The organism is Paenibacillus sp. sgz302190, from assembly GCF_059820445.1.
This window is the reverse complement of sequence record NZ_JBZYAO010000019.1, coordinates 40223-59051: the sequence shown is the minus strand read 5'-3', so window position 1 is coordinate 59051 and position 18829 is coordinate 40223. Positions and strand designations below refer to the sequence as shown.

The window sequence follows — 18829 nt, the reverse complement described above, 5'->3', positions numbered from 1 at the left end:
CGGCTCTCTTAGCATTGTACGCATTACTTAATTTCAGTATACCATACTGACTCATTATGAAGCAAAAAGATTATAAAAAACCCGAAACCCCTTGTCTGCAAGGAATTCCGGGTTTTACTCGGGATGCGGTCGGAGGGATTTGAACCCTCACGCCTTGTGAGCGCCACCCCCTCAAGATGGTGTGTCTGCCGTTCCACCACGACCGCGCATATATGGGAAGAATGCTCTTCCATAGTAAGAAGTGAGCCATGAAGGACTCGAACCTTCGACACCCTGATTAAAAGTCAGGTGCTCTACCAACTGAGCTAATGGCTCTCAGCCCAAATTGGGAAAAATGGTGACCCGTAGGGGATTCGAACCCCTGTTACCTCCGTGAAAGGGAGGTGTCTTAACCCCTTGACCAACGGGCCATTTACGCCTTGGAACTATGCAGCCCGTTTTGACGACAAGTGTTATTATAACGGATTCTGCAGACGTTGACAAGCATAATTTCTGGAATTTGATCAAATACATATGGTATTCTGAAAAAAACACTTAGGACGCGAGGTGCACGTCATCCATGCTGGTATACAGAACTAATCAGGGAACCGCTCATGAAGAGCCGATTCGCGTTCCGCAGGCGGACGAAGTGGCCTGGATCCGCATGAAAAACCCGTCGCCGGACGAAGTCAGGTACGTACTGGGCACCTTATTCAAGTGCCATCCCCTGCTCGTAGAGGACGCCATCAAGCTCAATCAGCGGCCGAAGCTGGATACGTACGCCGATCACAATTTTGTTACTTTTTTTGCGATCTCCGATCGCCTGGAGCCGCAGGAATTCGGCATCGTCATTGGAGAAAACTATGTCATTACGGTCTACAAAGAAGATATTCCGTTTTTGGATCAGCTCTATCAAACCTTCCAGGAAGTTGAGAACAGGATGAGCCATCCCGGAGCCATACTTCACTCCATTATGGACCTCTGCGTGGACGATTACTCCGTTCTTGTCGATCAGATCGAGGACCGCCTGGATTCGATGGAGCAAGGTATTTACCACGATCCCGCTATCCGCATTGCGCAGGAAATTTTCCAGCTTAAGCGGACCATTCATCAGTTGAGACGCGTATTTACCGAAGAGCGGACGATACTGATGACGATCGGCCATCACTCTTTTCCCTACACCAGACAGGAAGATAACGTTTATTTTGTAGATATCGTCGACCATATTTCCCGGGTGGTGGATTCGCTTGACATTTTTCGAGAATCGCTGACCGGCTTGCTGGAGCTTCAAATGAGCATGAAATCCGACCGGATGAATGAAATTATGAAGACGCTGACGCTGTTCAGCACGATTTTCCTCCCTCTTACCTTTATTGTCGGTGTGTATGGGATGAATTTCAAGCTGATTCCCGAGCTGAATTGGAAGTACGGCTACGTCTATGTGTGGATTTTGATGCTGTCCATCGGGGTCTTAATGTGGTACTACTTCAAACGCAAACGGTGGTTTTAGAAAAAAAGCGGCGCCACCCGGCGTTCGTGCCGGTTAGGTCCAGTAGGCGCCACTGTCGACTATTATGCAATTTTAAAATAAGATATCGATTCGCTCAATGCCGCAACGACGGCTTTAAGCTGCTCCGCGGCGGATGCAATGTTCTCCATCATCGCAAGCTGCTGCTCGGTGGCTGCTGCAGCTCCCTGGCATTCGACCAGAATTTGACCGGAAGCCGAAGAGGAATGCTCCATCGTAGCGGAAATTTGCTGCGAGCTGGCAGACATCTGTTCGGTAATGGCCGACGTCTCATGAATTTGAGAAACGATGAGATGCACCGATTGCAAAATGGTATGGAAGCTCTGATTCACTTCAATCATCAGCTCCGAACCTGCATCGGCTTCCCGCTTCGCAGCGCTCATGGAACCGGATACGCTGGCGATCTCCAGCCGAGTTGCGTCGATCAGCCCGTTGATTCCTTCGGCGGATTGGAGCGATTGGCTGGCCAGCTTGCGAATTTCGTTGGCGACGACGTGGAAGCCTTTGCCGTGCTCGCCGGCTCTTGCCGCTTCAATGGAAGCGTTCAACGAAAGCAGGTTCGTCTGGTTGGCGAAATGCGTAATGCTCAGAGCGATTTTCCCGATCTCCTCGGATTTGTGCGTCAACGATTGTACCGTTTGGGCCAGCAAATCGACTGACGCCAAAATATGAGTCATCTGCTGCTGCAGCTTCACCAGCAATTCGTTGCCGATCCCCGCATGGCGGGAAGTGAGCGAGGAATGCTCGGCCATAACGCCGGTATTTTCCGCTACGCGCTGAATTCCGATAGCCATCTCCTCGACGGCTCTGCTTGTCTCCGCGCTGCTGCGCGTTTGGAGCTCCGCATCGTGCGTAACTTCCTGGATGCTCCCGGCAATGTGCTCGGCGGCAGACGCAGACTCCCTGGAGCTGTCGTTCAGATCCAAAGATGCCGAATGGACGAATTCGGCGTGACGGGCGATCGTGCCGATCAGCTCTTTCATTTTCATCACCATCTTGTCCACCGATTGCAAAATGCTCCCCAGCTCATCCTGCGTATACCGCTGCGCCGGTTCGTGGCGAAGATCCCCTGCGGCTACCTTGCCGGTCACTTCTGCGATCCTTCGCACTGTTACCATAATGCGGCGAATGATAAATGCACCCGCAGCACTGATGATAATCATTAGCACGATCACGCCCGCAATCGTCATCCACATCGTTTGTCTCGATTGCACCCGCTTGGTTTCGATACTCGATTTGGCATATGCATCCAAAATTTCGCCGGCTTGATTCAGCCCTTCGCGCCCGCCCTCGAAAACCGCTTCCAGCTTCGGATCGTTCATGGCACCCTGTGCGGGAGCCGGCGATTGAACCGCTTGCTTTGCCGCTTGGGCCCATTGATCGAACAATTTATGGAAATTGGAAAAATTTTGCTCAAAAGTAAGTTTCGATTTCTCATGCGCAATCTGAAGCATTTGTTTGTTTTTCAAAACGGTTTCGACCTGCCCGACTCGCGTATTGGCCTGATCGATGTTGTCCTGTAAAATTTGAAGCTGGTTTTTTTTCTCATCCGCGCTTAAAGATCCGGAAACAAGAAGCTGATACGCGGCGAGCGCCTGGTACATATCCCGATCCGCATTCAGAATGAGCGATGTGCTCTTTTCCGTTGTTTCATAGAGCGAGGACGCCAGTTCCTCCACATTTCTGTCATTTTGCCGCGACAGGTACGTGCTCGTCCCCAAATAGAACAAGCAAGGCACGAGAAGCAATAAAATAAGTCTGATCCGGATCGTAAACAATTTTGCCAAATGCTTGTCCTCCCTTTTTGTTGTAAAACTACGTCTATCGTATCCGGAAAAGATGTTGAAAGTTTTAGAATTTTGTTTGAAAAGTGCAAAAAAATAAACCCGACGGCATGACGTCCGTCAGGTTTATCGGCTTTCACATACGGAGAGAGAGGGATTCGAACCCTCGCACCGCTTACGCAGTCTAACCCCTTAGCAGAGGGTCCCCTTATAGCCACTTGGGTATCTCTCCAGAATGGCTCCCCGAACAGGACTCGAACCTGTGACAACTCGATTAACAGTCGAGTGCTCTACCAACTGAGCTATCAGGGAATAACAAGTTTTATTTTATTATGAAGGAGTTTGTAAGTCAAGTGTATACGATTTCAATTTGCCCCTGCATTTTCCGCAAGCGTATTTGCCGACATCCATTTTGCGCATCCGGTAATACTCCGTTTTGCAATTTACGCATTCAAGCCGGTACTTGTACGACCGTTTCTTCGAAGGGCGCGGCAAAGAGCGGCAGAATCGCGTTCCTCCCACCTGTTCGAGCAGCGTCTTGAAATCGTGGTCTCTGTGCTGGTACCCTCTTTTCATAATGTGCAAATGATAATGGCAAAGCTCATGCTTAATGATTTTCTCAACTTCATCGCGGCCGAACGATTCCCACTGCACCCAGCTGATTTCAATATCGTGGGATTTCGTAAAATAGCGCCCTCCCGTCGACCTTAACCTTCGATTAAACCGCGCTTGATGTAGAAAAGGTCTGCCGAACGATGTCAAAGAGATGTGCTCTACCCACTGCTGCAGCTCCCGATCATCCATCAAAATACGCTCCTTTTATGAAGTTCTCACTTGAATTTGTACCGTATGAACGGCTATACTGTCAAGTAGAAAAGTAGAACGCAGCCTTTCCTGAGAGGGGAATTATCGATTATTATGCCACAAATGAGATACGCCATTCTAAAGCTGGACGAACAATTGGAATTTGTCGAACTGCCTTCCGCTTACATGTACCAGCTCACCGCCTTAAATCAACGGCTGCATAAAGAGCTTGAAAAGCTTACGGCCGACCGTGTGCCGGAGCTGCCCGTTGTCATTGCCGAATGCGACGATTTGGAGCTGATCGGGGCCAAGTACAGCCTGATTCACGGCATGGACTACATCAACAGGCTTGAGCAATCCTTCGCGGCCGTACAAGAAAAAACTTACCCGCTGATTTCTCTGCTGACCGAAATTCGCGCCCTGCAGGCGCAGCTGGAGCAGTGGTACGAAGAGGAATGGCAAGCTTAAACTTTTGCCTTTAAGCTGCCTCACGTGCAGAAGCAGGAAGTCGGCCCGGCAAAGGACCTGCACCTAATGCGCCCATTCCACATATCCTATTCATACATAGGCTAGGAAGGGGATGGGCACATGCCGCAATGGCTCTGTAATCAATTAATGCGGGCCTTCCACAACAAAAACCGCAGACAAATCCGGTTGCTGAACGACAGCTGGTTCTTTTATCGTTCCCGCCGCTCTAACGAGGAGTGGACCGATTCGCAAACACCGGACGGCCCGGGCAAACGCAAATACTAATAAAGAAGCTGGCGCCTGAACGAGCGGGTGTCAGCTTTTTGCAATTTAAATTTTTTTAAAATGCGAAAAACAACACTGTATTTCTGCATCATTTCTGATACAATATGTATCATTCAAAGAAATTCCCATCCCTTTTTAAGGAGGAATCGCCTATAAGATGAGATAAACCCCTGTCGAAGTCTTCCGACAGCAGACCCTTCACGGATTTCCCTCAGCCTTACCCCAATTTGTGATGAAACCTCGCTGATTTCGCATGATCTTCCATTGGATACCCATGTATCCGCTCTCCCTTTTCTTTTTTTGCGTTTTTCCTAATTCTAAAAACCCCCTTTATTTACCCGCATCGTCTCCCCCGGTTTTCCCTGGTTTTCCCCTCTTTTCTCTTGCTCCGCCCCAATGCTGCGAAGGGCAGTTAGGCGACGGAACGAACACAAACCAGAAAATTCCCGTTAAGGTCAAGGATTTGACCTCCGTGAGCGCTATCGCGGCCGGCAAAAATTTCTCCCTCGCACTCAAAAGCGACGGCACCGTCTGGGCTTGGGGCGCGAACGGCAACGGTGAGCTCGGCAACGGCACTACGGCCAAGTCTAATGTGCCCGTTCAGGTTTCCTTGCTTACCGACATTAAAGCGATTGCGGCCGGCTACTCGCACGCGCTGGCTTTGAAAAACGACGGCACCGCCTGGTCCTGGGGGTATAACGGCTACGGCCAACTCGGGAACGGCACAACTTCCAACCGGACTTACCCCGAGCAAATTGCTTCCCTTTCCTCCATTCAAGCTATTAGCGGCGGGGAGCATATGACGCTCGCGTATGGAAACAACGGCATTCTGTATGCTTTCGGCCGCAATGACACCGGCCAACTCGGGAACGGTACGACCATGGATACGAATGCGCCGCAAAAAGTCATTGGCCCGAATCTGAATCCGGCCGATGTCACGGCTCCAACAACGATCTCGGACTTCCGCTTAACGGCGCTGCGAGTGCGTTCCGCCGATTTGGCCTGGTCGAAAGCGGCGGACGATGTAGGCGTAAGCGGGTATGAAATTTCCAACGGTTCCGTTTGGGTCGGAACTACCGGGCCTACGAGCACCAGTATAACGATTAACAATCTGGCATTGAACACCTCTTATTCGTTCACGATAAAAGCCAAGGACGCTACCGGCAACCGCGCTGCCGCCAGCAATCCGGTTACAGCCGCTACTTCCGATAAAACGCCTCCTTCCGTTCCGAAGGACCTTACCCTTCTGGGCTTAAGCAATTCAGCCGTTACCTTAACGTGGACCGGCAGCACGGACAACGATGTGGTCAAACAATACAATATTTATTCGGGAACCGCCCGTGTAGGAAGCACCGCAAGCAACAGCTTTACCGTGACAGGACTGCTTTCCAAAACCGCCTACTCCTTCACCGTAAAAGCCGAGGACGACGCGGGCAACGAATCGGCGTCGAGCACGCCGCTGTCCGTTACAACGGAGTAAATGCAAATTTTTGGCTCCAAGTATTGCTTTCATCTCCCTTGCGCTCTATAATGTAAATAAATGCCATACACTACGGAGTGAAGCACACTCGATTATGCAGAGATTTCTGCATGTCGGGTGTGCTTTTTTGCACTCTTTAACAGGGGGGAATGCAGAGATTCATGCATCCGGAGGTTAAAAAATATGTAACTGCCATGGAACGGCAAGCCGCTGCCAATGGCCCCGTACGCAAAAGGCTTCATCCCGTCGCCATCCTTTTTCTCGAAGAGGTATGGGGCCCCGTCTTTCATTTTCATTACGAGGGATTGACGCTCGAACATCAGCCGTGCACCGTTTTCCTATGTTCCCGGGAAGACGCCAAAGTGCTGATTGAAATCGCGGACACTTCGGACAACCTGGGCAATACGGTACCGGGCGAGACGAACGAGCAGCTGTTTTGGCAAAATGACCTGATCTTGTCAGGATGGCTTTTTCTGCGGTTCTCCGCCGAACTGATCAAACGGTACCCCGGACTTTGCCAAAAACAGCTGAAGCAAGCGGCCGATTACCGTCATTTACCGCCCAGAACCGCTTCCTCCAGCAAAGAAACCGACATCTGGGAACTTAGAAAAGGGATCGTCATTCAAATGGCCATGCGCCACAACGGCACAATCAGACCACGCGAAGTTGCAGCCGAGTTCAACATCAGCATCCGTTCCGCAGCCGAATGGCTAAGACGCCTCGCCGTCGAAGGCATGCTCTCCCTCACCGCCGGACCCAAACAGTCCAAGGTGTACAGCTTGAGCGATTCCGTCCGTTGAGTGGACGGAAAAAGCCCGGAAGGACGATACAGGCACCTTTGAAAACCGCCAAAGTGGAGACAGATTGCCGAGAAAATCGTCCAGATGGACGACACATGCACCTTTGAAAGGGGTGATGCTATTTAGTTGAGAGCTCGCGGACAGTGGGCTAGTTTACAGATGAGAGGATGAGGGTTACCACTAAAATCTATGCTTTGTCTGCTACCGAATAATGGACACCGCGGTGGCGGTTGCTTTGCTAATTTGAGTTGTGTTGGGGGTGAGGCTGGGTTAGTTGGGCTTGCGGAATGCAGGCTAGTTTACATGGTGAGAGGATGAGGATTACCACCAAAATCTATGCTTTGTCTGCTGTCGAATAATGGACACCTCTGAGGAGGTCGCTTTTGCTAGTTTGAGTTGTGTTGGGGGTGAAGCGGTTTAGTTGAGCTTGCGGATTGCGGGCTAGTTTACAGATGAGAGGATGAGGGTACCACTAAAATCTATGCCTTGTCTGCTACCGAATAATGGACACCGCGGTGGCGGTTGCTTTGCTAATTTGAGTTGTGTTAGGGGTGAGGCTGAGTTAGTTGAGCTTGCGGAATGCGGGCTAGTTTATAGATGAGAGGATGAGGACTACTACTGCATTGACTGCTGCTGGATGGTGAACCTTCCACGGTGGTCGCTTGTACCAAATCGAATAGTGCTGGTGGTGAGGCAGCTTAGTTGGGCTTGCGGAATGCGGGCTAGTTTATAGATGAGAGGATGAGGATAATTCCAGTTAATTGATGTATGCACGCATGTTGTCAAACGAAAGAAGGTGACCCATCCATTGTTGAAGCTCATGCTTCTGCTTAGAATGCTGCAGCTTTCAAGCTTGCAGCAGAAAAACGCTGACCAAGCAAACCAACAAAACAGCAAAAGCCCTCATGCCGCTAGGCGGTACCCATAAAGATGAAAATAATGTATCGCTAGTTATTTTCAAAGTAGTTCCTAAACGAGTTTCACTGAAAAAGGAACCAATAATAGAACGGGCATTAATTTGTTTAGAGGTTGATCCGTTGTCTTTTGGAGATTGTCGATCTGCGTTAACCAGCCATGGCGATTCTTTATTTCATTGTTATAGGAAAAGCCGACAATTTGCAGGACTGTCCCAGGACAAAGGTGTGGCCGTTATAGTCGGCGCAGCCGTTCGTTTAGCGCTTGGCAGCTTGTAAAGAAACCTGCGAAAGTGCAGGCTTTTTCGAAGGAAGCGGGCCATTTTAGGGAAAAGCCTGCAAATGTACAGGAATTATCCCTTAATAGAGGGCTAAATCCTAAATGTTAGCAAAAAAGCTGTAGATTTGCAGGAATATTCCGCTGCAAGCGTATCTACGAGCAAAAAGATGTATTTTTGCAGGTTTTCTGCGCCGCGTTAACAGCGAAGCTCTGCCCTAACGGACGAGTTATATCAACAGTCTCAATTTTGCAGGGTTTTCTAAGTGCGATAATGCCTCATCGTGAGAGCTCCGGCTCCTTCTCGACTGAAAAAGGCAAAAAGGAAGCCGGACACCAACATGCATCCGGCTGCTCTTGCCGCCGCCATCATTTACTGCGGCTTCTTCATGGTCAAGCTGACGCGGCCTTTTTTCGCGTCCACGCCCAGCACCCACACGGTGACGATGTCTCCGACGGAGACGACGTCCATCGGGTGCTTGACGAAACCGTTCTTGAGCTGGGAAATATGAACGAGGCCGTCGTTCTTGATCCCGATATCGACGAACGCGCCGAAGTCGATGACGTTGCGCACCGTGCCGGTCAATTCCATGCCCGGCACAAGATCCTCAAGCTGCAGCACGTCGGTGCGGAAGATCGGCGCGGGGACTTCGTCCCGCGGATCCCGCCCCGGACGCTGCAGGCTGTCCAGGATGTCCCGCAGCGTCGGGACACCTACGCCCAGCTTCGGAGCGAGCTGCTCCGGCGCAAGACCTTGCAGCAGCTCGCGAAGCTGCTGCGACCCGAGCTGCTCCAGCTCCAGGCGCAGCTCCTTGAACAACCGATCCACCACCTCATAGGACTCCGGGTGGATCGGGGTATTGTCGAGCGGGTTGCGGCCGCCCGGAATCCGCATGAAGCCGACGCACTGCTCGAAGGTTTTCGCGCCAAGGCGCGGAACCTTCGACAGCTCCTGCCGGCTGCCGAACTTGCCGTTCTCCTCGCGATACTTCACGATGTTTTTCGCCAGTGTCGCGTTCACGCCTGACACATAGGACAAAAGCGACGGCGACGCCGTGTTCAGATCGACGCCGACATGGTTGACGGCCGACTCCACGACGGCCTTCAAGTTCTCGTCGAGCCGCTTCTGCGAGACGTCGTGCTGATACTGCCCGACGCCGATCGCCTTCGGCTCGATCTTCACCAGCTCCGCGAGCGGGTCCTGCAGACGCCGCGCAATCGAAATCGCGCTGCGCTCGGCCACGTCGAGCTCCGGGAACTCCGTCTGCGCCAACTTCGACGCGGAGTAAACGCTCGCCCCCGCTTCGCTGACGATCAAATACTTGAGCTCGCGCTCTTTGATTTCGCCGATCAGCTCCGCAACAAACTGCTCCGTTTCACGGGAAGCCGTCCCGTTGCCAATGACGATCAGCTCTACGCCGTACTTGCTGATCAACTGCTTGAACTTCGCCTTCGCTTCCGCGACCTTATTGTTCGGAGGGGTCGGATAAGTAACGGCGATTTCCAGCATTTTGCCGGTGTCGTCGACGACGGCCAGCTTGCAGCCTGTCCGGTAAGCCGGGTCGACACCGAGCACGACGTGCCCTTTGACCGGCGACTGGAGCAGCAGATTGCGCAGATTTTCCGCGAAAATCTTGATCGCCTGCTCCTCCCCCATCTCGGTCATCACACCGCGCACTTCACGTTCGATGGAAGGCGCGATCAGACGCTTGTAGGCATCTTCGATCACAGCCTGCAGCACATCGCGGACAACCGACGGCCCCTTAATGATCTGCCGGGCCATATATTCGTGAATCCGTTCGATCGGCACATCCATGCCAACCTTCAGCACTTCCTCCCGCTCCCCGCGATTGATCGCGAGAATCCGGTGAGGCGGCAGCTTGCGCACAGGCTCTTGGTACGCATAGTACATTTCATATACGGATTCCTGCTGCGAATCCTTCGCTTCCGTACGCAAAATTCCTTGATCCTGCGTAAATTTCCGTACCCACGCGCGGATTTTGGCATCGTCCGCCACGTTCTCCGCGACGATATCCATCGCGCCCTGGATCGCCTCCTCGGCGCTTCCTACGCCTTTCTCCGCGTTCACGAAGCGGGCTGCTTCCTGCTCCAGCGAGCCTTGGCGCGGCTGCTTCCAGATCCATTCGGAGAGCGGCTCCAATCCGCGCTCCTTAGCTACGCTCGCTCTTGTCTTCCGCTTCTGGCGGTAAGGCCGGTACAAATCCTCGACCTCCTGCAGCTTCGCCGCCTGTTCGATCGATTGACGCAGCTCGTCCGTAAGCTTGCCCTGCTCGTCGATGAGCCGCACCACTTCGATTTTGCGGTCCTCCAGGTTGCGCAAATATTGCAGCCGCTCTTCAATGTCCCGGAGCTGGTTCTCATCCAGCTCCCCGGTCATCTCCTTCCGGTACCGGGCGATGAACGGAATCGTGTTCCCCTCGTCGAGCAAATCGACGGTCGTTTTCACTTTGCCGGCCGGCAGCTGCAGCTCGGCCGAGATTTGCTTCAGGATGCGCTCGCGGATTTCCGCTTTCTTTTCTTCGGAAAGCTGCGCCTTCCCGCCGCTTTCTTCAGCAGCAACAGCTCCTGCGCTGCCGTCATCTTTTGCAAAAAACATTTTCCTTCTCAACATATCCAATAAAGTCATTCCCTTTTCCCCAATCCTCAGTTATGTAAGTCCAGGAATCTGTCCGACCGAGCTACTTTTGTGAGTTCATCGGACAGATTCCTGGTAGAACGTTCCGAAAAAGACGTTCCTACAGGACAATCAGTTAGTCTGCGTTATGGTCCGTTGTTGGTCGTTATGCTGGGCGTAATTTTAAGAACGTTATACTAGGAGTCAGACGGGCGGAGTTACTTTTGTGTATATACTGCCGCTTGCGCTGCATGGCGGCGGTCGGTCGACCATATATACCTTCTAAGAGGTTCATTCGGACAGACTCCTGCCCCGAACAACCAAAAAACGAGGGGATCTGCCACCCTCGTCGGTTCCGGAGCTTATTCAAAATTCTATCAGTCCAACGCTAATTTGCAAAGCATCGTCCACTTTTCGCATCGTTTCCTCATCCAAATGCGTAATTTTGTCCGTAAGCCGCTGTTTATCGATGGTCCGGATCTGTTCCAGCAGAATGACGGAATCGCGATCGAATCCGTGCGTCTCCGCGTCTATTTCCACATGCGTAGGCAGCTTCGCCTTCTGGATTTGCGCCGTAATCGCGGCAACAATCACGGTCGGACTAAAGCGGTTGCCAATATCGTTCTGGATGACTAGAACAGGACGAACGCCCCCCTGTTCTGATCCTACAACCGGAGAGAGATCTGCAAAAAACACATCGCCACGTTTCACAATCACTGTCTACACCCCGCTTACTAAGCGATCCACCGTATTGTCCGCCTCTGCCTCCGCTTGAAAAGCCTCCGATGCCATGCTGAGATTGATTTTCGCCATCTCCATATAGCCGCGCTGCATGGACTCGCGAATAGTGCGTTTTTTGCGCTCAATCAAGTAGAGCTTCATCGCTTGGCGAATGAACTCACTTCGATTGGAGTTCTCCTTTTCCACGATCCCGTCTACCTCTTGCAGCAAATGGTCAGGCAGACTGATCATGATTCTTTTCGTATTGTGCGCATTGCTCACCCTTTAACCACCCCCGGAAACGATACAAAAGACAGTATTACCAGTATGCCATAATGAAAACCAAATTATACAATAATATATGCTTTGAGTATATCAATTATGTTACACGGGCTGGATATCACATTCTTCATCCCTATTATTCGATATCCGGTTCTGAAACTCCTTTCAAATAAATGCAAAATTTTCGTGGTAATTTTTTCAGCGCTAAAAACGGTGCCGCATCAACGGATTGATGGCGTCTTCACGCACGCCGCCGCGTACGTACACTCTGGCTACCCGGTGCGAAATCATGCACGTAACCTCATAATTGACCGTTCCCAGCAGATCCGCCACATCTTCAGCCGAAATGCGCTCCCCCTGCTGCTCGCCGATCAGCACGACCTCATCACTAATATCCGCATCCGGAACGCCGGTTACATTCGCCATACATTGATCCATGCAAATTCGGCCGACAACCGGCACCCGCTGCCCCCGAATCAATACTTCCGCTTTCTTGGAAAGCATCCGCGAATATCCGTCCGCATAACCGATCGGCAGCGTCGCGATTTTTTCATCGGTCTTCGTATGATAAATCGTCCCATAGCTGATACCGGAGCCCGGCGGCAGCGTTTTAAGGTTCACGATTCCCGTTTTCAGGCTAAGCACCGGTTTCAGGTCGATTTTTTGCCGGTTTACCTCTTCTGAAGGATACAAGCCGTACATACTGATGCCGAGCCGCACCATATTGTAAGTGAGTTCGGGCAGGTCGATCGCCCCCGCGCTGTTGCCCGCGTGAAGGTAAACGAACTCAATTTCTTTTTGCTTAAAATGTTCCACGATCCGTTCGAACTTGCGGTACTGCTCGCGGGTATAGCTCTTATCCGTTTCATCCGCGTTCGCATAATGAGTGAAAAGCCCTTCCACCGCCACATTCGGCAGCGACAACGCCTCCTCGATAAAAGGAATCGCCTCTTGCTCCGCCCGCAATCCAAGCCGGCCCATCCCCGTGTCCAGCTTGATATGAATTTTCAGCTTATGCGCAGTCCCTTGCGCCGTATGCTTCGCTTGCTTTTGCAGCTCCTCCAGCACTTCCCTGCTGTATACCGTAATCGTGATATCCATCTGGCGCGCGATCTCCAGCCCGTCAGGAGGCGTATAACCGAGCACCAGAATTGGCGCCGTAATTCCCGCGTGCCGAAGCTCCAGCGCTTCATCCAAAAACGCAACGCCCAAATAATCGACTCCGGCTTCGATAACCTCTTTAGACACTCCTACGGCCCCATGCCCGTATGCATCCGCCTTCACGACCGCCATCAGCTTCATTCCATCCGGCAGTACCCGCTGAAACCCTTCTATGTTGCTGCGCAGCGCATCCAATGATATTTCCACCCAAGTAGGCCGATAAAAAGCATCCACCGACGTTCACCTCTTCATCTTAAGCAAAACCTGCTTTGTCTGTATATGCAAAGGACAAGGGAAGACCTGCTCTACGTGCGAGCAGGGCTCCCCTTCCTTTTTACGAATCCGTTCGGACCGATAGATCTATGTTAATCCCTTACGTGCAAACCGTCAACTTACTTTCCGGATTGGCCCTGCATAGACATGGCGATGTTGATCATCTCCGATGTCGGCAAATCCGCCGTCGTCAGACGGAACTCCACGCCGTCGTCCGTCCACATCAGCGTCTTTTTCTCATCTCCTGTCAAAACCGCTATCGTAAAGCCCAGATCGACGATGTCGCCCGGCTGCAGGGAAACCGTCTTGGCCTGCGGCCTCACCTCGATAAGGCTGTAGTTGTACTTACCTTTATACCGGAGCAGTACAGCCGGATCTTCGCCGAGCTTCATATCGGTAATGTCCTGCTTCACGACTTCCTTCGGCATATAGGAAGGCTCGATCACGCCGAAGCTTTGCTGCTTGGCAGGCGCTTGCTTGCCGTCCTGAGTCGCTGCTCCTGCCGCCTGGACGCCCGTCTTGGAGGCATCGGCCTGCTTGCCGCTACTGCTGCCGCTGCTTGCCGTCCCGGACGTCTGGCCCGCTTTGCCCGCCGTCAGATCGGATTGGCCGCCGGTCGCCGTCAAGTTCGTGCCGATTGCCGCCTTGCCCGCCGCATCGGCCTGCTTGCCAGTGCTGTCGCCCTGAGCCACGGCATCCGCCATCGTCGGCAGCGTATTCAAATTCCAGCTCGTCATGTTGCGCTCCATTTGGAAGTAATCTTTATCGAACTTCGCATCGAACTCAAAGCGGGTGAAATTCACCTGCACCATCACATTTTGGTTCGCATCGGACACCTGCACTTGCTGAGGCGCCAGATTCTTTTTGTTCAGCCAAATTTTTTGGCGGGATAGCAGCTCATTTTGATAATTAGCCGCAACATCAAATACATAGGACTCGTTATCCGTCGTGAATTGGCGCTCTTTATCCGCAATAATGCTTTTCGCCAGCGATTGGAACAAATAGACCTGGCCTTGATTTTCCGGCCAATCGCTCTGGAAGCGGAAGCTCTTCTTCAAATGAGGCGTCAGCACAAATACGCCCTCTTCATTCCGCAGCACGATCTGCGTGACATCCTTTTGCGCATTCGTCAGCGAAATCCGGTAAAAATGCTCCGGCGAATACGCCACTTCCACCTGATACTCCTGCGGCTGCTGCCCCGTATGCAGAACCATGCTTCCCGATGCCTGGTAGCTGCTCTGCTTGCTGATCACATGATCCAAATCCTTTACAATTGATCCTGCATCCTTCTTCCCGCATCCCGCGAGAACAACTGCTAAGCACAACATGATGGCTACCATCCATGTGACCCGGCGCATTCAATCATCCCCTCAACACAAAATTAAACTCAATTGTACTGAAATTGAACTGCCCCATCATCGGAGCCCGATTTCAGTGTTAGTACATGCATATGAGAGGACTTGGACGATTATGCAGACGAGTTGTGCACTCCAACTGGAAGAGTCAGGCAATTTTCAGCTTGTATTCACGGTTTCTTCACAATCGTTTGGCATGATGTAGAGGATTAGCATTTTTTACATAGATCGGAGGCTGCCCTAAAGTGAATTCCAATCAAAACATTGCACTGCAAGCATCCAGAGGAGTTGCCGCTTGCTTTGTGCTGCTTTTCCACGTGTCATCGATGTCGTATAAATACTTCCAATACGATTTTTTAGGAATCAGCACACTGACGCGTTCGGGAGGCGTCGATTACTTTTTCGTGCTAACCGGATTTTTGCTCTTTAAAACGTACGGACATCAGATCGGCGCCAAAAAAAGCGTGCTTCCATATTTGAGGAACCGGCTGATTCGCATCTACCCATTTTACTGGCTCATTACATTGATCGTGCTTCCCGTTTACTTTCTCGTTCCCAGCTTCGGCTACGGATACGAGACGGAAAAAGGGACGATCATCCGTTCCCTGCTCTTGCTGCCGCAAGCACACGGGCCTATCCTTCCCGTCGCTTGGTCCTTAAGCTACTTTGTTCTGTTCTATGCCCTGTTCAGCGTCATCATGGCCATAGGCAAAACTCCGGCTTATCTCGTTGCTTCCATATGGATCGCTCTAACGATTTGTAATGTCGCGCCTGTCCCATACATAGGTTTCGATATTTCGCGCCATTTTTATCTGAATTTCCTGTTCAGCGAAGTGAACCTGGAATTTGCTCTGGGATGCCTCTTGGCCGGACTGACGCCGTATCTCCGGGGTAAGCGCTACAACCTGCTGCTCGCATCGGCAATGGCCGGTTTCATCGCGATATGGCTGAACAACAAATATATGGCCGTTCCTTTTCACAGCTATTTATTGTACTTGATTCCCGCTACACTGGCGCTGCTGGGGATCGCCTCCATTCCGGAGGACATCAAGCTGCCCCGCTGGGTGCTCGGATTCGGCAAGCTCGGCAATGCGTCCTATACGATTTTGCTGACGCATCTGTTGTTCATCTCGGTAATGATGAAGCTTTCCCGGACCACTCATCTGGCCGACAAGCTCGGATACCTGTTAACCGACCTGCTTGTAGTTGTATTTACTTTAATGTTGTGCTATATCGCGTATCATTGGGCCGAAAAACCTTTAGTCGCCCGGATTAAAACGATGGTCACCCTGCAGCGGGCCAAATCCCCGAAACTCGCATCCTAACATAAAAAGGCTGCTTAGGCGCATCTTCCGCCCGAGCAGCCCTTCTATTTTCAACTCCTATTTCAATACCACAAGTACACGATTCCGCAAATGATAGCAGCCCAAAAAAGGGAGCCGAAAATAACACCGATTATCAGGCCTCTTCCAATGGAAGGGTGCTCATTTTCGTAAGCGTCTTCATGATCGATCATAAAAAAACCTCCCCGTACTTAGTATATGTACTAGTATGGGAAGGATACTGGCGAATTATGCTGTCGATTTAAATTTTAATATGCATTTTTATTGACGAAACCGTTGACGATCGTTTTCCAAATGATTTTAATATCAAAAAGAAAAGTCCAATTTTCAATGTAGAAAATGTCATGCTTGATCCGCTCTTCGATGGATGTATCCCCACGGAGCCCGTTGCTTTGAGCCAAACCCGTGATACCCGGCCGGATATGATGCTTCACCATGTACTTCGGTATTTCTTCCTTGAACTGTTCCACAAAAAAAGGACGTTCGGGCCGCGGGCCCACTACGCTCATATGTCCGAACAGCACGTTAAAAAACTGCGGCAGCTCGTCCAGACTCGTTTTCCGCAAAAAAGCCCCGAACTTCGTCCGCCGCGGGTCATTCTCGACCGTCCACTGCGTGTCCGAAGCCCCCTCCGGCAAAATCTTCATGCTGCGGAACTTGTACATCATGAACCTTCTGCGGTTAAGCCCTACACGCTCTTGCTTGAAAATAACAGGCCCCGGGGACGTCGCCTTAATGAACACAATGATCACTGCCATAACCGGCAGCGTAATCAGAATTGCAGTGAGCGAGAACGCCACGTCGAACACCCTTTTCAGCAGCCGGTTCCTGAACTCGTCCAAAGGAATGTCCCTCACATTGATCAGCGGCATGTCGGCAAAATTATCGAAGTAAGGTCGCGACGGAAGAAAATCGTAAAAGTCCGGAATAATGAGCGTCTTCACGCCGATTTTTTCACACACATTAATGATGGCTCCAAACTTGGGATGCGCGTCAAGCGGCAGTGCTATGATCACCTCGTCGACGATCAGCCTGTTCAAAATCCCTTCCAAATCGCTGGTCGTGCCGATGATCGGTTTGTAGTGCTGATAGGACGGCTCATGCTTCACTTGATAGTCATCCAAAAAACCTACGACCTCGTACCCAAGCTCGGGGTGCTGTTGCAAATTGTTGTAGAACTTGCGCCCCAGCGTTCCGGCCCCAAGGATGAGCACGAATTGCTTGTTGTATCCTTTTTCCCTGAAGCGTTTGAGCGAAATTTTGATCACATACCGGTAAAAACTGATAATCAGAATATTGTTCACGAGAAACAACAGCAAATACGAACGCGACACGTCCACTTCTTTAAAAATAAACAAAATGCTCAGCAGCAGCAGCAAACTGAACGAATGCACCTGCACGATTTTCAAAATTTCAAATGAAAACTGCTTTCTTCTTTTCGGCGTATAAAAGTTGACAAAATAGCTGATGCCTATCGCCAACGCTCCGTAAATACAACTCCACAGCACATAATGCTTGAAAGGGAGCGGTCCGTCAAAAGGAATCCAACCGCTATCGAACTTGAGCCACCACGAAAAAAGAAAAACGAGCTGTATACAAACAAAATCCGTGACCGCGTACATCTGCGTTAAAAAACGCTGGCTCTGGCGAATCAAGCACAATCACCTCAAAACACGTAATTTGTTAACCATCAAGGAAAGCACAAACTTCAGTCCAACCCCCGCATACACCAGCGCATTCACCGGCCATGCGTATTTGCTGCGATAATGCTTCCTATGGAACAAAATCATCGCACGATGAAATTCATAAATGATTTTGTAAGGCTTCTTGCGGCTGCTGGCCCCTTTATAATGTATGATCTGCGTACGCGGAAAATAATAATTTTGCCACCCGCCCTGCTTGATCCGGTAGCACCAGTCGATATCTTCGCCGTACATGAAAAACTCTTCATCCAGCATCCCCACCTGATCGATCGCCTCGCGGCGCACCATCATAAACGCTCCGACAAGCGAATCTATCGGATACTCCTGATCAGGGTCCAGATAGCCTAACTGGTACTGATTGAATCGCGGCACATGCGGAAAAAGCTTCGAAAACCCGAACGCATAGTAAAAGGACGCCGACGGCGTCGGAAAGCCGCGTTTGCAAGCTTTGTCCAGCGAACCGTCCGGCAGGACAATCTTGCACCCGCTAGCCCCCACCGTGGGATGCTCATCCATAAAACGAAGCATAACCTCCAGCGTATCAGGCTGCACAACGGTATCGGAGTTTAGCAATAATATGTATCGCCCGCTGGCTGCCTTCATCCCTTGATTGTTGGCTTTGGCGAAGCCGACATTGTCAGAGTTGGCTATGCAAACGACCTGCGGAAATTGCTCGGCAACGGCCTCAATAATGCCGTCATTGGAAGCATTATCAACTAAAATGATTTCATAGCCGTAAGAGACTCTCGACTCCATCACCGACCGAATGCAATTCAAAGTGAGCTCGCGTGTGTTATAGTTGACAATGATGATGCTTACATCCATGGTAAAACCTCATTTGTGGTCATGTCTATTGCAATTATACCATAGACATGGTCTATTTTTCACATAACAAAAAAGCAAGACCTCTCCATCAGCCTCGCTTCTAGTATCGCAAATAGCATTCCGCGCTCTGACGCCTCAAACATTCACTCAACTCATGCTTCCTTGCTGAGAGCTAATCTGGCCTGCAGCCTTGTCGTCCTGCCCGAAAGAATA

The 18829-nt window shown here is 51.0% G+C and carries 16 protein-coding genes and 5 tRNA genes; 6 read left to right on the top strand and 15 right to left on the bottom strand.

Features of this window, described 5'->3' with window-relative positions; all coding sequences use genetic code 11:
* Positions 1-124 precede the first annotated feature (124 nt).
* The 3 genes from AC6RNO_RS20895 to AC6RNO_RS20885 all read right to left on the bottom strand — a co-directional run bounded on the left by AC6RNO_RS20895 (position 125) and on the right by AC6RNO_RS20885 (position 410).
* Positions 125-206: transfer RNA gene (locus AC6RNO_RS20895), tRNA-Leu, on the bottom strand.
* Positions 207-242: 36 nt separating this feature from the next.
* Positions 243-315, bottom strand: a tRNA-Lys gene (locus AC6RNO_RS20890).
* A gap of 20 nt (positions 316-335) precedes the next feature.
* Positions 336-410, bottom strand: a tRNA-Glu gene (locus AC6RNO_RS20885).
* A 149-nt stretch (positions 411-559) separates the two neighbouring features.
* Between AC6RNO_RS20885 and corA the strand changes: the two genes are divergently transcribed.
* A complete protein-coding gene (corA, locus tag AC6RNO_RS20880; protein WP_497106606.1) occupies positions 560-1489 on the top strand; it encodes a magnesium/cobalt transporter CorA in 930 nt (309 codons plus the stop codon).
* 62 nt (positions 1490-1551) lie between these two features.
* Here the strand turns inward: corA and AC6RNO_RS20875 are convergent, their stop codons facing one another.
* The 4 genes from AC6RNO_RS20875 to AC6RNO_RS20860 form a co-directional block, all read right to left on the bottom strand.
* On the bottom strand, positions 1552-3294 hold the full coding sequence (locus AC6RNO_RS20875; protein WP_474683953.1) for a methyl-accepting chemotaxis protein: 1743 nt from the start codon (positions 3292-3294) through the stop codon (positions 1552-1554).
* 140 nt (positions 3295-3434) lie between these two features.
* Positions 3435-3523 (bottom strand) — tRNA-Ser (locus AC6RNO_RS20870).
* Between the two features lie 4 nt (positions 3524-3527).
* A tRNA-Asn gene (locus AC6RNO_RS20865) sits at positions 3528-3603 on the bottom strand.
* 18 nt (positions 3604-3621) lie between these two features.
* Positions 3622-4095, bottom strand: coding sequence for a SprT family protein (locus tag AC6RNO_RS20860; RefSeq protein ID WP_474683952.1), 474 nt, complete (start codon positions 4093-4095; stop codon positions 3622-3624).
* Positions 4096-4209: 114 nt separating this feature from the next.
* Here AC6RNO_RS20860 and AC6RNO_RS20855 point away from each other — a divergent pair, with 114 nt between their 5' ends.
* The 4 genes from AC6RNO_RS20855 (at position 4210) to AC6RNO_RS20840 (ending at position 7128) form a co-directional block, all read left to right on the top strand.
* A complete protein-coding gene (locus tag AC6RNO_RS20855) occupies positions 4210-4563 on the top strand; it encodes a hydrolase/acyltransferase (RefSeq protein ID WP_474683951.1) in 354 nt (117 codons plus the stop codon).
* 120 nt (positions 4564-4683) lie between these two features.
* On the top strand, positions 4684-4848 hold the full coding sequence (gene cmpA, locus AC6RNO_RS20850; protein WP_474683950.1) for a cortex morphogenetic protein CmpA: 165 nt from the start codon (positions 4684-4686) through the stop codon (positions 4846-4848).
* A 253-nt stretch (positions 4849-5101) separates the two neighbouring features.
* A complete protein-coding gene (locus tag AC6RNO_RS20845) occupies positions 5102-6328 on the top strand; it encodes an RCC1 domain-containing protein (protein ID WP_497106605.1) in 1227 nt (408 codons plus the stop codon).
* Between the two features lie 149 nt (positions 6329-6477).
* The gene (locus AC6RNO_RS20840; protein WP_497106604.1) at positions 6478-7128 is read left to right on the top strand and encodes a hypothetical protein; all 651 of its coding nucleotides are present in this window, start codon (positions 6478-6480) and stop codon (positions 7126-7128) included.
* Positions 7129-8692: 1564 nt separating this feature from the next.
* Here AC6RNO_RS20840 and AC6RNO_RS20835 read toward each other — a convergent pair.
* The 5 genes from AC6RNO_RS20835 to AC6RNO_RS20815 form a co-directional block, all read right to left on the bottom strand.
* The gene (locus AC6RNO_RS20835) at positions 8693-10966 is read right to left on the bottom strand and encodes a Tex family protein (RefSeq protein WP_488434313.1); all 2274 of its coding nucleotides are present in this window, start codon (positions 10964-10966) and stop codon (positions 8693-8695) included.
* 354 nt (positions 10967-11320) lie between these two features.
* A complete protein-coding gene (locus tag AC6RNO_RS20830) occupies positions 11321-11671 on the bottom strand; it encodes a type II toxin-antitoxin system PemK/MazF family toxin (RefSeq protein WP_028553893.1) in 351 nt (116 codons plus the stop codon).
* A gap of 3 nt (positions 11672-11674) precedes the next feature.
* Positions 11675-11956, bottom strand: a complete 282-nt coding sequence (locus AC6RNO_RS20825; protein ID WP_488434312.1) for a CopG family ribbon-helix-helix protein — start codon at positions 11954-11956, stop codon at positions 11675-11677.
* Between the two features lie 204 nt (positions 11957-12160).
* Positions 12161-13351: an alanine racemase gene (alr, locus tag AC6RNO_RS20820; RefSeq protein WP_474683945.1), complete on the bottom strand. Its 1191-nt coding sequence runs from the start codon at positions 13349-13351 to the stop codon at positions 12161-12163.
* A 158-nt stretch (positions 13352-13509) separates the two neighbouring features.
* Positions 13510-14748: an outer membrane lipoprotein-sorting protein gene (locus tag AC6RNO_RS20815; RefSeq protein WP_488434310.1), complete on the bottom strand. Its 1239-nt coding sequence runs from the start codon at positions 14746-14748 to the stop codon at positions 13510-13512.
* Positions 14749-14990: 242 nt separating this feature from the next.
* Between AC6RNO_RS20815 and AC6RNO_RS20810 the strand changes: the two genes are divergently transcribed.
* Positions 14991-16070: an acyltransferase family protein gene (locus AC6RNO_RS20810; protein WP_474683943.1), complete on the top strand. Its 1080-nt coding sequence runs from the start codon at positions 14991-14993 to the stop codon at positions 16068-16070.
* Positions 16071-16132: 62 nt separating this feature from the next.
* Here AC6RNO_RS20810 and AC6RNO_RS20805 read toward each other — a convergent pair whose 3' ends face one another.
* From AC6RNO_RS20805 to AC6RNO_RS20795, 3 genes are all read right to left on the bottom strand, one after another.
* The gene (locus tag AC6RNO_RS20805) at positions 16133-16261 is read right to left on the bottom strand and encodes a hypothetical protein (protein ID WP_474683942.1); all 129 of its coding nucleotides are present in this window, start codon (positions 16259-16261) and stop codon (positions 16133-16135) included.
* 75 nt (positions 16262-16336) lie between these two features.
* Positions 16337-17743, bottom strand: a complete 1407-nt coding sequence (locus AC6RNO_RS20800) for an undecaprenyl-phosphate glucose phosphotransferase (RefSeq protein ID WP_497106603.1) — start codon at positions 17741-17743, stop codon at positions 16337-16339.
* A gap of 6 nt (positions 17744-17749) precedes the next feature.
* Positions 17750-18616 carry a glycosyltransferase gene (locus AC6RNO_RS20795; protein ID WP_497106602.1) on the bottom strand — a complete coding sequence of 289 codons (867 nt, stop codon included), beginning with the start codon at positions 18614-18616 and terminating at the stop codon, positions 17750-17752.
* Positions 18617-18829 lie beyond the last annotated feature (213 nt).